Annotated in this window: 14 protein-coding genes and 1 pseudogene; 6 read left to right on the forward strand and 9 right to left on the reverse strand. The window is 57.7% G+C overall.

Annotation, left to right across the window (positions count from 1 at the left end):
• Positions 1–161: 161 nt before the first annotated feature.
• The 7 genes from ACYZUC_RS03270 to ACYZUC_RS03300 all read right to left on the reverse strand — a co-directional run bounded on the left by ACYZUC_RS03270 (position 162) and on the right by ACYZUC_RS03300 (position 5,711).
• Complete coding sequence (locus tag ACYZUC_RS03270; RefSeq protein ID WP_461993508.1) at positions 162–1,352, reverse strand: STY4528 family pathogenicity island replication protein; 1,191 nt, start codon at positions 1,350–1,352, stop codon at positions 162–164.
• The gene (locus tag ACYZUC_RS03275; protein WP_461993510.1) at positions 1,349–1,897 is read right to left on the reverse strand and encodes a DUF2857 domain-containing protein; all 549 of its coding nucleotides are present in this window, start codon (positions 1,895–1,897) and stop codon (positions 1,349–1,351) included. Before ACYZUC_RS03275 ends, ACYZUC_RS03270 begins: the two co-directional genes overlap by 4 nt.
• On the reverse strand, positions 1,894–3,474 hold the full coding sequence (locus ACYZUC_RS03280) for a ParB family protein (protein WP_461993512.1): 1,581 nt from the start codon (positions 3,472–3,474) through the stop codon (positions 1,894–1,896). The genes ACYZUC_RS03275 and ACYZUC_RS03280 overlap by 4 nt, the downstream gene beginning before the upstream one ends.
• Positions 3,475–3,488: 14 nt before the next feature.
• Positions 3,489–3,698 (reverse strand): hypothetical protein, encoded by a 210-nt coding sequence (locus ACYZUC_RS03285; protein ID WP_461993514.1) that lies wholly within the window; start codon positions 3,696–3,698, stop codon positions 3,489–3,491.
• 82 nt (positions 3,699–3,780) lie between these two features.
• The gene (locus tag ACYZUC_RS03290) at positions 3,781–4,623 is read right to left on the reverse strand and encodes a ParA family protein (protein ID WP_461993516.1); all 843 of its coding nucleotides are present in this window, start codon (positions 4,621–4,623) and stop codon (positions 3,781–3,783) included.
• Between the two features lie 4 nt (positions 4,624–4,627).
• The gene (locus tag ACYZUC_RS03295; RefSeq protein ID WP_461993518.1) at positions 4,628–4,858 is read right to left on the reverse strand and encodes an AlpA family transcriptional regulator; all 231 of its coding nucleotides are present in this window, start codon (positions 4,856–4,858) and stop codon (positions 4,628–4,630) included.
• A gap of 100 nt (positions 4,859–4,958) precedes the next feature.
• Positions 4,959–5,711: a hypothetical protein gene (locus ACYZUC_RS03300; RefSeq protein WP_461993519.1), complete on the reverse strand. Its 753-nt coding sequence runs from the start codon at positions 5,709–5,711 to the stop codon at positions 4,959–4,961.
• Positions 5,712–6,040: 329 nt separating this feature from the next.
• Here ACYZUC_RS03300 and ACYZUC_RS03305 point away from each other — a divergent pair.
• Positions 6,041–6,363, forward strand: a pseudogene (locus ACYZUC_RS03305) (transposase domain-containing protein); the annotation flags it as partial.
• A gap of 23 nt (positions 6,364–6,386) precedes the next feature.
• Here ACYZUC_RS03305 and ACYZUC_RS03310 read toward each other — a convergent pair.
• Positions 6,387–7,022 carry a LysE family translocator gene (locus ACYZUC_RS03310; RefSeq protein ID WP_461993520.1) on the reverse strand — a complete coding sequence of 212 codons (636 nt, stop codon included), beginning with the start codon at positions 7,020–7,022 and terminating at the stop codon, positions 6,387–6,389.
• A gap of 67 nt (positions 7,023–7,089) precedes the next feature.
• Positions 7,090–8,703 (reverse strand): IclR family transcriptional regulator domain-containing protein, encoded by a 1,614-nt coding sequence (locus ACYZUC_RS03315; RefSeq protein WP_461993522.1) that lies wholly within the window; start codon positions 8,701–8,703, stop codon positions 7,090–7,092.
• Positions 8,704–8,875: 172 nt separating this feature from the next.
• Here ACYZUC_RS03315 and ACYZUC_RS03320 point away from each other — a divergent pair, with 172 nt between their 5' ends.
• The 5 genes from ACYZUC_RS03320 to ACYZUC_RS03340 all read left to right on the forward strand — a co-directional run bounded on the left by ACYZUC_RS03320 (position 8,876) and on the right by ACYZUC_RS03340 (position 13,234).
• Positions 8,876–9,685: an RraA family protein gene (locus tag ACYZUC_RS03320; RefSeq protein WP_461993524.1), complete on the forward strand. Its 810-nt coding sequence runs from the start codon at positions 8,876–8,878 to the stop codon at positions 9,683–9,685.
• Between the two features lie 2 nt (positions 9,686–9,687).
• The gene (locus ACYZUC_RS03325) at positions 9,688–10,134 is read left to right on the forward strand and encodes a nuclear transport factor 2 family protein (protein WP_461993526.1); all 447 of its coding nucleotides are present in this window, start codon (positions 9,688–9,690) and stop codon (positions 10,132–10,134) included.
• A 12-nt stretch (positions 10,135–10,146) separates the two neighbouring features.
• Entirely contained in the window at positions 10,147–11,553 is a 1,407-nt protein-coding gene (locus ACYZUC_RS03330) for an aldehyde dehydrogenase (NADP(+)) (RefSeq protein WP_461993528.1), read from the forward strand.
• 15 nt (positions 11,554–11,568) lie between these two features.
• Positions 11,569–11,862: a Dabb family protein gene (locus ACYZUC_RS03335; protein WP_461993530.1), complete on the forward strand. Its 294-nt coding sequence runs from the start codon at positions 11,569–11,571 to the stop codon at positions 11,860–11,862.
• 82 nt (positions 11,863–11,944) lie between these two features.
• Positions 11,945–13,234 (forward strand): MFS transporter, encoded by a 1,290-nt coding sequence (locus ACYZUC_RS03340; RefSeq protein WP_461993532.1) that lies wholly within the window; start codon positions 11,945–11,947, stop codon positions 13,232–13,234.
• Positions 13,235–13,255 lie beyond the last annotated feature (21 nt).

Here is a 13,255-nt window from a genome sequence, read left to right on the forward strand (position 1 = left end):
TTCGGTTTGGTGTGAGAGGGTTAATTTCGGAGACGTTCGTGAGTGACGCCGGTGGAATCATTTCCATGGATGGCGAAGGCCGTACCGGTCGGATTGCGCAGATTTGAACCTTTGCGATCTCACATTAGACGTCAGTAGATTTGATGCCACTGGCATCAAATCTATTGAGGTCCAGGGTGTTTTCCGCGGAGTTGGCGTAGCTCATTCAGGCACGCTTGGGCGAGTGCGGAAGCGGGTTCGCCCTGTTTTCGGGACGGGCGTGACGGCGCTGTTGGAGGCGACTCTGCAATGAGTGAGGGCTGTGTCTGACCTGCCCAAGGTCGAAAATCACCTTTCAGCGCCCGTTGGATCAGGCCCATCAGATAGGCCGCTGGCTTGCGAATACCACCGGCCGCACAGCGTGCGCCCGCTTCGTTGAGCACTGCCTGACGATCCGCTGGTTTCAGCTTGTTCAGCGCCACGGCGACGGCCAGACGCTCGTTTGGACTCAGGTGCAGCGGTTCAGGCCAGTGCAGGTTATCCACTGCTGGTGTCGCGCGCGGTACAGTACAATTACTTTCTTTTAATACAGTACAGGCCGCGTTCGGATTCCGAACGCCGCCGGAAACACTGGCGTTCAGACTCAGTTCGGAATCCGAACGAGGGCCTGCACGATTCCGAACGAGATGATCTTCCCCCCGTTCGGAATCGTGCAGAGTGGCATCGGTTGTCTGATCCAATCCTTGCTGGGTCCAGAGTTCGCCCCAGCTATCGAGCCGCGTCGGTAACCGATCCTGATCAATATTTGTGTCTTGGCGAATCTCTTCCAGAATATGGTGAGCGACAATACGCACAGCCTTGGTCGCATGACCCAGGGCATGTCCGATCAGCTCCAGGTAATCGTGATCCAACTCCATCGCTTCAGCGGGGGTTAACGGCTCATCGTGCAGGACGTACAGCGAACCTCGTAGACGCCCGCTGAGCTGATCGCGGTCACGACTTACCAGGCTAAGCCAGCGGGTTAGTCTGAGCATCGTTAAGACGCGAGCGATGGTTTCACGGGAGGCTGACGCGCCGTAGGGGACGCTCGACAGGTAGGGCTGCAGATCCTCATAGCGCGGTGTGACCACACCCTGGCCTTGCAGCATGAGTCGAAACACTTGCCAGGCATTACGTTCCAGCGGCGTCAGCCGACTATCCAACAGCAGTTGACGTGGCACGACTTCGTGTGATTGACCACTGAATAGAAAGCCAGCCTGCAGAGCCTGGTTGGAGGGTTGTTCAATGGTAGGGTGCGCGGGCCAGCGATCACTCAGTTGCTGGGTACATTGCTGCAAGACACGCTGCCAGCGACTGGCAGGGGCAGTGTTCATGTTCCGTTGCTGTACTGGTCGATCTGTTGCCACACTATGGTCAAGCTGATCTGTTGCTCCTCTGCCAGCATCATCATGGCGTCGAGCTGATCCTCGGTACCGTCCTGAGCCCGCAGTTGGCACCAACGCTGCCATAGCGCGTGTTCCTGCGTTTCGCTCAAATTCTGAGGGCGGCCTTTACGTGTTTCTATCTTGAGTAGACGTCGCCGCAGGGCGGTTTCCGAATGCGCCAAGCCGAAGCACTGATACATGATGGTGCTGCTGGCACCCAATTTGAGCGCTCGGTTGATCAACCGTTCGTTCTGCTCGTCGCGTTCGGCTTGCTCGATCAGCCGATGTAGTACCGGCGAGTCGATCTTGACCTCGACCCAAGACACGGTGGAATGGGCCAGGCGCGACAGCGTGGTGGGCGGCAAGGATTGCAACAGGTAGATGTCATCCTCATTCAGACCGAGTGCCTTGCAGCGTTGCAGATTGCCCAAGCGCAACTCATGTAGTACCTGGGTCAGCATGGCCTGATTGAGCACATTGAAGGACAGGTTCATGGCAGCTCCTTCGCTGAGTCGTCTTCAGGGACAAGCGTTAAGTCGATCAGACGCCGGGCTAAGCGTATCAAGCGAAACAGCTTGATTAAGAGACTGTCGGGCAGGCGCTCCAGTCCTACGTCCACGGCGGGACGATCTTTGAGCGGGAGTTGATAGATACCTAACAGCAGCTGGCCGAACAGCGCTGAGGGCAGCTGCTGACGATCTTCCCAGTTCACTTCGTCTTGAGCGCGCAATAAGGCTAGGAGCAGTAGGTGAATGCCGGTTGCGCGAGGAGCTGCCAGATCAACTTGCTCGATGTTCAGGGCGAAGCCCAAGCCAAGTTTCTGATCAATGATGCTCTCGGGATGTCCGGCATAGGCCGCCATTTCCCGCGCCAGTCTGGAAATGGCTAACCGCAGTTGTTCTGGGGTATCGAGTGCTGGTGCGATGATCCAGATGTCGTCGATCGTGCAGGTTTCGACGGTGGGCGCTGCGTCCGCGCGAGTCTCGCGGTCAATCTGTTCACGAATTTGTTGGACGCGTGACGGAGGGTTGGCTGCTGAGACGATATTCATTTCCTGCGATGCTGGCGGTTCCTCAATCCTTGGTTCGATTAGACTCTCGGTTGATCTTGGACGGGGCTCGGAGGAGGGCAGCCCTGCCTCGACTTCATGAACGCTCGGCGAAACGTTGTTCTCCGGAGGAGTGGTGACGGCAGCGCCAGGTGTCGAGATGATGCGTTGGGTATCGGTCAGCTCTAGAGCCAACATACGGTAGGACCGTCCGAGCAACCCGCTCATGCGTTCGAGCAGTTCATCCTGGATCTGCTCAAGATCGAAGGATTCGGGATCGGCATCGAAGTTGACCAGGGTACCGAGCCAAAACTCGGCGAACGAAACGTTTGCGGTTGGGTAATGGTTCCAGGTTCGTTCGGCCTGGCTACGCAGAGCGATCAGGCGTTCGATCTGGGGCTTACCCAATCCGGCATAAAGTGTTTGTGGAATAGCGGGTAGCAAGTGTTCAAGGGTGTCCAACATCCGGCTGATATGCGACTGCGAAATGGGATAGCCTCCAACGGCAAGACGTCGTGCCAGTTCACGTTGAGAGAGTACAGCTCCATCTGGTTCGAGCATGGATTTGAGTTTAGCCACGGCCAGCGCACGTTCGATAAAAGTGAGCTGACCATGCAGATCGCTTTCGGCTAGATGGCCGAGCAGGGCTGTGAGTTCATCGGTCCAGGGGCGGAACAAGCAGTGAATACGAAAGAAACGCTCCTCGCGGGTCTCCTGCCACAGCTCGCCGAGAATCGCCAAGCGAGTATTACCGCCGTTACGGATGATGAAATAAGTTTCTCCCGGGCGACGGGTAATCGGCGGCGGTTGATCAAGCCCGCGTTCACGGATCGAGGCTTTGATATCGTCATACAGTGGATTACGGATGAAACGCGGGTTGTGTTCGTAGGGCCGCAACTGCTCCAGTGTGACTAGCATAGGCGTGTCGATGAGTGGATCGGACAGTTGCTCCAGTTCTTGACCCCGAGGGAAGTGGTCGTGGAGCAGCTTGCCGGTGATCTCCTCCTGACTGAGCTTCTTCATCTGAACAACCTCAGTTAACCCCTGTTACGTAAATGGTCACCGACCTCGAATTTTACGATCTCGGCAGTTCCCGAGCCTTCGAAATGTCGGGAGAGCTCTGCGAGGAACCAACCCATGGCCGAGCGCCCACCCTGCAGGCGAAACACCACAGTGCAGTACTCTTCGCAAGGCGGGTGCTGTGGTCGAATGGATGGTGGAGCGATAATGGGCAGTTGATCCAACATCAAATGACTCCCTGCCAAACGCTGTTGGCATCAAGGTCGATAAAAAATGACCTGGTGAGAAATGCGGGTTTGGTGATTTGTCTCATTGAACCTCAACGCATCGGCTCACCGAAGAAATCGCCTCGCGCCATTCCGGAAACAACTCAATAGCTAGCGCTTGCATGGTTTCCAACTCTGACGGCGAGCGTCGTTCGCGTGACCGGTGCGTCTCGATTCGGTGGACAGGTAGGCCGAGGGAAGCGGCATTGAGATACGCCACCCGGTCTGGAACTACGGTGTCCAAAACCGAGATATTGATAGCCCCAGCGAAGGTCTCTCGCAGGCCACGGATGATCATCCGGGTGTCCACCCGAATCGCGCTCACATGGTTCAGTAGCAGTCGCAAGGGTGGCGGTGGAATACCCAGGTGGCGGAATGGTTCGAGTTCACTCAGCAGCTTCAAGGTGCCGCGGTGCAGTTCGCGGGCGGCTAACATTTCCGGGGTTATGGGAGAAAGGGCGAGATCGGAGGCCAGGATGGCCATCTCCAGCAGCACGCTACGTGCGCCTTGGGTGTCGATCAAAAACAGGTCATAAATGGGGCGGAAGGTATCCAACAAATTGCGCAGCCGTAGTCGACCGTCGGGAGCGTACAGCAGCAAGGTGCTGAGTCGGCCTTGATCATCGTTGGAGAGGATCAGATCGAGGCCTGTGATTACTGTCTTGGAAACAATCTGTGCAGGTACTGTTAGGTTGAGTGCAATGAACTCGTACGCACCACCAACGGCTTTCTGGCTCAAGGCGTAATAGCTGGAGAGGGTGGGTTGGCTATCCAAATCCAGTAACAGAACGCGTAGACCAGCATCCGCCAGCAGACCGCCGAGATTAGCGGCTACTGTGGTTTTGCCTACCCCACCTTTGGTGGAGACCACCGATACCACACGCATGGCATCAGGACTGCTGACTTAAGCGTTCGCTGACCCACCGCTCGATCTCCAGCGAGTCCCAACCCACCGCGCGCAGTCCAATGCGTTTAGCTTGAGGGAACTTTCCGTCCTTCATCAGGTTATAGATGTGCGCACGCTTGAAACCGGTTTTGCGTTCGACTTCTTCTCTCCGCATGATGTGGCGTTCAAGGTTGTGTGAATTTGCGGGCGCGCAAGCGACCAATTGATCCGTCATGACGAGCACTCCATAGCGCTTAATGGGTGTTGCCATTCAAGACCAGACCAGGGAAAGAAACACCGCAAAATGCGATAGCAACGGCCTCAATTTTCGGTATCTATTCAAAGTCATCGATGCTGCGTTTTGCTGCAGCAAATTTGTTTTCGAGGGTGCGTTGGGTGAAGCCTGGCTTGTTGCGATTGTGAGCCATGAGTGCACTGATGATCGAAGCCTGGCTGGTGAAGGCCGAGTACGGTTTACGGCTTGGGGACTTCCCGAGCAGCAAATTAATCAAAGCGCCTACCAGTCGTAGATAGGTCCGCTCACTTTGCTCGCTCGGTTCGCGCGCTTGGCGTAGTTTAGACGTCAGAGCGATATTTTCCCGGAGGAGAGCATCCCTTTCTATCTGCACATTGAACAAGGTGGTTTGACTGCGCTCGTGTTGTGTTTTACATATCTCAATCTCTACCAATAAAGATCTATACATATCGACAGTGTATGGCGAGATAACTTGTCTCTCTAGCTCGTCGAACAGAAAATCCGGTTTCTCAGTAGGATGGAATTGGGCAAACCAGCTTTTGAGATCTGCGTGTCGAATAGTGAGAAACGATGGTTCAATAAGCTCACCCTTTGTTACAGCGATCCCCAAGCATCCATAAGTCAATTCTTGATGGCGAATGGCATCCTGTAAGATTTCAAGCTTTTGCTGAATGCACGTGAATGTTCGACACTGATCTCCCAGAGGCAAAATATGATCGGTCTCGCTGAGGATTTGAGCTTCGATATGTACTAGCCCGCACCAGCGAACGGCCACTTCGATGGGGCGATAAAATAGTTTTGCGTAGGGAGGGCTTCGAAAATCTTCTTCCATAAAGACATCCTTGTATCGAGGGAGCGCGCAGCTAGACCTTAAAGTTGATGCGCTTTGAGGCTGGACGATGAACTCCTGCGGGTGCCCTTTTCTCCATAGGATGTTCGATTGGTGATCGGGTAAAGGCAGCTTTTGCAGAATGAGTTAACAGATCGCGCTCTCTTATTCAGGGGGCATCTTGCTCGGGTGAGCAGTTCCCGCCTGAGCTTAGAATAGGCATGGGGTAGGGCTTGCATCTGTCATCAGGTCTGTGGACAGCCTATGGGCAAAGGGCAATGTGACGTGGAATGTGTGATCAGTCCCGAGGTTTTGATAGTGAACACTCGGTCATGACTCTCGTGACCGACTCCCTGCCTAACGATCTTCAAGCCTTGAAGGCTCTGGTCTCTGCCCAGGGGGCAGAGATTGAGCGGTTGAAAATGATGATCGCCAAGCTGCGTCGCATGCAGTTCGGTCGCAGCTCCGAACAACTGGACGCGATGATCGATCAGCTCCAACTGAGTGTTGAAGAGTTGCAAGTCAGCCAGACTGAACTGACACCGCCAACCGAACCGCTATCTCGCCTTGTCTCTCGGCGTAAGCATTACCTGAACACTTGCCTCGCGAAATTCACGTCCATCAGCCCGAATCAAAATGTTCTGGCTGCGGTGGGCGTTAGACGTCCTCTGGGGGAGTTCAAGTGCGCCAGAGCAGCAGCTTCATTCCAGCAGCTCCAAAAACTATTGCGAGCGTACCTTCAATCCATCGACGAGCCCTACGATATCCTCTAATCATCGGAGCGGTGGAGAAGACAATTGCGTAGCTACAGAAGATAGTGACGCTCAGCACGGCGCAGCCGGCCAGGATGATTGCGACGGTGACAGGTGTCGCTTGCGGTCCCAGCCCGAGCGTCATCGTCGCGACCCAGCCTAGTAACGCTTTCGGGTTTGTGAGGTGCATGAGCAAGCCGCGCCGGTAGAGGCCAAAACCCGAAACAGCGGGTGATGCTGCCATTTCTTTTTCAAGCTTCGCATTCGAGGTTGCGGCGGAACGTCCGGCTTTAATGGCCAGGTAAAGTAGGTATATTCCGCCGACTATTTTTAATGCAACGAGCGCCTGAGCATACTGTGCCAGGATGGCTGAGACGCCTGTAGCTGCCATAGATCCCCAGAAAAACGAACCGCTGATCACGCCGGCTGCCAGCAGAAGTGCAGGCTTGCGGCCTTGATGCATTGCCACTCCCATAATTCGCATGTTGCTGGGGCCGGGGCTCGCCGCTCCAACGATGTAAGCTGTGAAGACGAACAGCAAGTGATGAAAATCAAATGACATGAGTAACCCCTTGATAGCGTCGTATACCGGTCAGCATTCCGAGTGTCGATAATGTGCCGCCAACCTGTTAACTGTCTAGGCGCCAGCAACTCGCCGCCACCGTCTGTCCTGCAACTTCTGCTTCCAGCTGCAGTAGGCAGCCTGAGTCAGGTGCCCCTCCGAGCACTTCCAGCTTGAGCTCCTGACGGGAGCTGGTGATGTACAGAGTGGTGCCATCTTCGCCTGCGAAGCAAAGGTCGGAAGGGCTGGGTACTGGAAGGCCTATCATTCGGTCCAGATTGCCCTCTGCATCGAAGCGCGCGAGACTCCAGCCATCACGCTGGGTTGTCCACACGCCGCCCTGCGCATCCAGGGCCAGGCCGCTGAGACTTCCCCCGCCGCGTGGCAAGGTAGCCAGTCGCCGCACGGTGTTGCTGCCAGGCTGCATTCTCAGGATGTCGCCTGTCCCTGGTGCGATGGCGTATAACGCCGTGCCGGTAGCATCCCACCGAAAGCCGCTGACTTGTTCGCTCAAGCTCCAGCCATGGCGCAGTTCTCCCTCAACACTCACCTCACCAATTACGCAGCCGCTTGACGTTCTGGTACATCCCCACAGCGTGCCTGTTGGATGGGTGCCCAAGGCCAGGAGGCGGGAGCCCAGGAGATCCTGCATGGAATGCTCCGCGCCTTTCCAATCGATCAGTGACCAGCCTCCTGCGTGGGCTACCAACAAGCCATCATGGTGCATCTCCATGACACGCACAGGGAAGTCCAATCGGCTCAGAATGCGGCTGCTGCGACCGTCCCAGCAATGTATCGCTGGTGCGAGGGTGTCCGCCCAATAAAGCCGTTTTTGCTCGGCGTGCCAGCGCGGGAAGGCACCATGGAAAGCCCATGGCCCGGGCACCACATTCGTAGCGCTGGTCGGGTGGGCTGAGGGCTCACCCCGCAGTTGTTCGCCGACCCGTCGCGCGGCATCTGCCAGCTCCGGACCGAGCAATGTCAAACGCTCCAGGGTGAGTCGATAGGCCGGCCCGGCGACGCTCAGTGCACCGCGCACGCTGCCGTGCTTATCGATGATCGGGGCGGCGACGCAACGCACTCCGAGCCGTATCTCTTCGTCATCCAGCGCGTAGCCGCGAGTACGGGTGATCTGCAATTCGGCCAACAAGCGCCGGCGATCGGTGATCGTCAGCGGTGTCAGCGGTTCCAGCACCAACCCCTTGAGAATGTCGTCACGGGGGCCGGGCGCCAGCGCTGAAAGGATGGCTTTACCCTGGCCGGTGCAGTACACCGGCTTGCCCTGGCCCAGGCTGGCTGCAGAGCGCAGGGTGTGGGCGCCATCGCAACGCTCCAGCGACAATACCTGGTTACCGTCCAATACAGCCAGGTAAGAGGTTTCTCCTGTGAGGTCACGCAATGCACGAAGCTCGGCGCTGGCGGCGGCCACAAGGTCCGGCTCCAGGTACGCGTTACGTACCATCTCCAGATAATTGAAGCCCAGTCGGTAGACCTTGCGTGTAGGGTCGCGCCGAATCATGCCGCGCTCCACCAGTGTGGCGAGAATCCGGTACATCGTCGTTCGTGGCAATTGAACCTGAGCGGCCAATTGCGTTTGGCTGATGCCGCTGGGAGTTGCGCCAACAGCTTGCAAGACATCCAAGGCTTTTTCCAGCGCGCCCGTGCCATCCCCGGTCTTCATCGAATATTCCCACCTTTTGGAACTGCTCTGGTTGGTCACCCATTCTGCTGCTTTTTCATTCGGTTTTCCGCCATAGAATCGAACTCAGCGGGGCAGGTTACGGGTTGAGTTCCACATGGTGGGAATGCCGGGCTGCTCATCAGATGCCGTATCGTTTGGAGAACCTATAAGAATGTCCACCATCCACACCTACGCTGACGCTCATGAAAGCGCTTCGGGCAAGCGGGTTGAAGTCAGTGATGAAGTCCTGGCCAAGCTCGCCACGTGCAGCAGTGGTTCGTTAACGACCCAATTATTCAAGCGTGGCTTTCGCCAGCCCGCGCTGGTTGGCCTGCGCGCCATGACGCGTGACACCAAGCCGTTCGCCGGACGTGCCTTCACCATGCGCTTTATCCCGGCGCGTGAGGATATCGATACCTACGCGACGATGACGACCAAACCCAATGACGACAACCTGCAGTGGCAGGGCGTCGAGCAGATTCAGTCGGGTGATGTCTTGGTGATCGATAGCCGTAATGATCCGGCCGCCGCCTCCGCTGGCAATATCTTGGTGACCCGGCTGCTGGCGCGCGGCGCGAAGGCCATCGTGACGGACGGCGCCCTGCGCGACGGCAGCGAAATCGCTGGCATGAACCTGCCGGCCTACGCCCGTGAGATCACGGCCACTACGCGCATTTCCTATCACCACGTCGCCGATCTGCAAGTACCGATTGGCTGCGCCGGTGTTGCGGTTTATCCCGGCGACATCATCGTGGGTGATGCCGACGGTCTGACCTTGGTGCCGGCCCATCTGGCCGAAGAGTTGGCCGAGGTCTGCAGCGTGCAGGATGATCTCGAGCATTACCTGGCCATGCGCATTGCCGCAGGTGAAGCCTTGTGGGGCGTTTACCCACCCAGCCCGGCTTCGATCGCCGATTACCACACCTGGGTCGCCAATGGCCGCCCGACCATTCCTTCAATCATTGACCGCAAGGAGGATTGACCGTGGCCGAGCACACTTACGCCCAATTGATTCGTCGCTACTTCGATGCCTGTAACGAGGCTGACTACGAGAAATTGGTGTCCTGTTTCACCCCGGACGCGGTGCATTACTTCCCAGCCGGTCTGCCGGATATTCCATGGCGCACGGCCGACGCCATTGCCCGTAAGTGGCAGTGGTGCGTGGAGAACCTCGGTTCACAGTGGACCATTGAGAAAATCCTGGTCAGTCACGACAGCCATGAAGCGGTGATCGAATGGACGCACTGGAAAAGCAAGCTGAACACGGCCCTGCGCGGGGATGAGTGGTATGTGTTCGACGAGCAGAGCGGTCTGATCAAAGAGATTCGTGCGTATTACGCCTCGCCTGCGGATAAGGCCGTCGCGATCAATGAACTGGTGGATTTCGACTACGCAGGTCGTGGTTACAACCTCGGCCCTGCGCCGCACTGAACGGAGATCGACATGAGTAATCAACAAGACCCCGCATTGGTTGGCATCGACAAGGTGGTGGCCAAGGCAGTAGACGCCGCGGTAACCTGGGCCGAATCATCAGCCGCTGTACGTGCCACTTTACTGCGCGGATTAGCCTCCGCCCTTGAGCAAAACCAGGCGCATCTGGTCGCCATCGCGGACCGTGAAAGTGGGCTGGGTGAAGCGCGGCTCAACGGCGAAGTCGCACGTACCGCGTTCCAACTGCGTGGGTTCGCCAGCGAAGTGGAGGCGGGCGTGCCTTATCGCCGGGTGGTGGACGAGGCAGTCGCCGGCGCACCACCGGTTGGTCGGCCGAAACTGGTGCGAGTGCAGCGTCCGCTGGGGCCTGTAGCGATGTTTTCCGCGAGCAATTTCCCGTTCGCTTTTTCGGTACTCGGCGGCGACACGGCCTCTGCGCTGGCCGCCGGCTGCCCTGTGGTAGTCAAGGCACACTCGGGCCACCCTGCGCTGTCCCGTGCTGTATTCGAGGTAGCCGCAGCCGTCATTCGCGAGCAAGGGTTGCCCGAGGGTGTACTGACCCTGGTTGAGAGCACCTCACGTGCAGGCGGTACTTACCTGGTGCAGCACCCTGCAATTGCCGCCGTAGCATTCACGGGCTCTTTCCAAGGGGGCAAGGCACTGTGGCAAGCGGCAAATGAACGTGCGCGTCCGGTGCCGTTCTTTGGTGAGTTGGGCTCCATCAACCCGCTGGTGGTGTTGCCGGCAGCACTGGAGCACAACAGTGAAACGCTCGCCAAGACACTTGCGGCCTCCATTACGCTCGGCTGCGGTCAATTCTGCACCAGCCCAGGCCTGATAGTTGTTTTGGAATCGCCCCAGTCTCAGCGTTTTGTCGCTCAGTTGGCCGAAGCCATTGCACCCATCGCCACGCACCGCATGCTTACAGCAGGCATGCAGAAGGGGTTCGAGGCCGCCGTTGCCACTGTGGCGCAGCACGCGACACCTGTCTTTGACAAAGCTGCGGATGGTGCCGGACCGGCACCTCAGTTGTTAGCCACCGCTGCAGAAGCATTTATCGCCAACCCGCACCTGCGTGAGGAGATGTTCGGCCCAGCCGCGTTGATCGTCACTGCCCGGTCACTGGCTCAGGTCATTGAGGTGCTGGATGTGGTGGGTGGGACCTTGACCACCACGCTGTGGGGCGCCGAAGACTCCAGTGAATTCAATCGGCAATTGGTGCGCGCCGCTGAGCGTGTATCGGGTCGCGTCTTGTTCGGCGGCGTGCCGACCGGAGTTGCTGTGTGTTACGCGCAGCAGCATGGCGGACCATGGCCATCGTCTACCACTCCACAAGCCACCTCGGTCGGTTATGCCGCGCTCGAGCGTTTCTTGCGCCCGGTGGCGTTGCAAGACGCGCCGGCCTGGGTCCTGGGTTAAACGGAGGGCGTAACGATGATGCGACATATCGTAATGTTCCGGCGCCTGGCGGGTGTCGAACCGCAGCCTGAACTGGAAGCGCGTCTGGTCGCGCAGATGCGCGGCCTAGAGAAGGAGATCGACTTCATCCGCCAGTGGAACGTGGCCGCCAATGAGCTGCACCGGCCGATCTGCTGGGACTACATCCTTGAGTCCACCTTTGATGACGGGGCGGCGGTCGAGCGTTACCTGCCGCACCCTGCGCACCAGGCCCTGGTGGCGGACCTCAAACAGTACTTCGAATGGGTGGCAGTGGATTACAGCGTCTAGACCCCAGCAGCGCCTGGCCTGTTGCCCGGGGCAGGCGCTATAACAACAAGATCCGGCATTGCAATGCCGGGCGGAGACGTAAATGAACAAGAAAAAGAACTACCGCTGGACGATCCTGACGATGCTGTTCCTCGCCATGGTCATCAACTATATCGATCGCGCAGCCTTGTCGATCGCAATGCCGTTTATCACCCAGGAATATCACCTCACGCCTTCGGAAAAAGGCATGATCTTCAGCAGCTTCTTCTTCGGCTACGCGCTGTTTTGTTTTATTGGTGGTTACCTCGCCGACCGCTTCGGCCCCAAGCGCGTACTGACCTGGTCCATGAGCTTCTGGTCGGTGCTGTGTGGCTCCACCGCTTTGGCGTTCAACTTCTGGTCGTTGCTGATCGTTCGCGCGCTGTTTGGCGTTGGTGAGGGACCGGTGTCAACCACGGCCAACAAAACCGTCAACAGCTGGTTTCCAATCAAGGAGCGTGCCCGCGCCATCGGCCTCAATCAGGCCGGGGGGCCATTGGGCGGTGCCTTGGCCGGCCCCATTATTGGTTTTCTCGCCCTGTGGTTGGGCTGGCGGGTTGCCTTTGTGGTCATTGCCGTGATCGGCTTGGTCTGGGCGGTCGCCTGGTACCGGCTGGCCACGTCGACGCCGAACGAGCACCCTAAGGTCTCGCCCCAGGAACTGGCTGAGATCAACGAAGGCCGTGAAGAGCCGGTCTCTACCGTAGAAAACGCGCCACGCACGCCTGTCTTGGAAATCATTCTGCAGCGTTCGGTGTTGGTCACTGGTGTGTCGCTGTTTTGCTACAACTACATCCTGTACTTCTTCATGACCTGGTTTCCCAGCTACCTGATCGACGCCAAGGGCATCGACCTCAAGGCCATGAGCATCGTTACCGCATTGCCTTGGCTGGTGGGCACTGTCGGTTTTGTCTGCGGCGGCCTGCTCATTGACTGGGTGTTCAAGCGCACCGGCAAGCAGTTGTTTTCGCGCAAAGTGGTTCTCGTCACGTGCCTGTTGATTGCGGCGGTGTGTATCGGGTTGACCGGCCAGGTTCAGAGCGTGACAGCGACCGTGGCGGTAATGACCGTCGCCATCGGTTTCTTGATGCTCACCGCGCCGGCCTACTGGTCGCTGATCCAGGATGCGGTCCCGGATCACCAGGTCGGCACAGCGGGTGGATTCATGCATGGGCTGGCCAACCTGTCGGGCATTGTTGCGCCAACGGTCACTGGTTTTATCATCCAGTCCACCGGCACTTATAGCAGTGGTTTTGCCTTGGCAGGTGGCCTTGGCATCCTCGGTGCACTGATCGTGGCGTTCTTTGTTGGTCAAAAGCCGCAGAAGCGCGAAATGGCCATCGCCGCCGCCTGACCCTGTGAAACGCCGGCGAAG

This window comes from Pseudomonas sp. GT1P32 (assembly GCF_054897805.1).